Genomic DNA, 1,347 nt, shown 5'->3' with positions numbered 1-1,347 from the left:
CTAGTCTCGTGGGCTCGGACAAGGCCCACCAGGAGGCCTCGCTCAAGTTCGTGAAGTTCATGACCTCGGCGAAGTCCCAGGAGACGATCGCCCTCAAGAACTCCACGCTGCCGACGCGCGACGACGCCTACACCACCGAGGTCAAGGCTGACCCGGGCATCGCCGGCTACCAGGGCGTGCTCTCCGCCGCCCAGCCGCGCCCGGCACTGCCCGAGTACAGCTCGCTGTGGGGTCCCCTCGACACCGAACTGCCCAAGATCGCCGGTGGCAAGGAGTCGCTGGACAAGGGCCTGGGCAACGCGGAGACCGCGATCGCCAAGCTGGTGCCCGACTTCAGCAAGTGACCCGTGTGGCCGTCGGATCCGCCGGGCCCCCGCGAGACGGGGGTCAGGGGGGACGGATCCGGCGGCCATCGGCCGTGTCTCCAGAACGTGCGCCCAACCCCTGATTTTCCAGAAGGTGTCGAATCATGACAGTCGTCATCGACCGCGCGACCGGCAAGCGCCGCGGTGAGCGGGCTCCGCGCCCCGGCCCGCTGCAGCGCATGAAGCACTCGTACCAGCGGTACTGGTACGCGTACGCGATGATCGCCCCGGTCGTCGTCGTGCTCGGTGTGCTGGTGCTCTATCCGCTGGCGCGGGGCATCTACCTGACGTTCACCGACGCCACGAGCCTCAACTCGGCCCGCACGATCGGCGTCAACCACATCGACGCCACCTACAAGTTCATCGGCCTGGACAACTACGCCGACATCCTGTGGGGCCCCACCGCGTACGACCGCTTCTGGTCGCACTTCATCTGGACGATCGTGTGGACGGCCCTGTGCGTGCTGCTCCACTACGTCATCGGCCTCGGCCTCGCGCTGCTGCTCAACCAGAAGCTGCGCGGCCGGACCTTCTACCGGCTCATCCTGGTCCTGCCGTGGGCGGTGCCGACCTTCGTCACCGTCTTCGGCTGGCGCTTCATGCTCGCCGACGGCGGCGTCATCAACTCCATGCTCGACGCGGTGCATCTGCCCACACCGCTGTGGCTGGAGGACACCTTCTGGCAGCGGTTCGCCGCGATCATGGTCAACACCTGGTGCGGTGTGCCGTTCATGATGGTCTCGCTGCTCGGCGGCCTGCAGTCCATCGACGGAGTCCTGTACGAGGCCGCCGAGCAGCGAGACCATCATGAACGGCACACCGCACCAGGTGTTGACCATGATCGCGGCGAACCGCTGCCAGAAGGTGTCCTCCAGCCACAGCGGTGTGGGCAGATGCACCGCGTCGAGCATGGAGTTGATGACGCCGCCGTCGGCGAGCATGAAGCGCCAGCCGAAGACGGTGACGAAGGTCGGCACCGCCC

2 protein-coding genes are annotated in these 1,347 nt (G+C 67.0%); both read left to right on the top strand.

All coding sequences use genetic code 11. The features are described 5' to 3' along the window. The coding region (locus EU811_RS23235) for a hypothetical protein (protein ID WP_202979361.1) at nucleotides 1-344 on the top strand (344 nt) is incomplete at its 5' end. Nucleotides 345-469: 125 nt separating this feature from the next. Continuing rightward, a partial coding sequence (locus EU811_RS23230) for a carbohydrate ABC transporter permease (RefSeq protein WP_202979360.1) occupies nucleotides 470-1,347 on the top strand: 878 nt, incomplete at its 3' end.

It is taken from the genome of Arthrobacter sp. TS-15 (genome assembly GCF_006964045.1).
Classification (GTDB): domain Bacteria; phylum Actinomycetota; class Actinomycetes; order Actinomycetales; family Micrococcaceae; genus Arthrobacter.
Note: the sequence above shows the minus strand (reverse complement) of the source record. Positions and strands in the feature narration are given on the sequence as shown.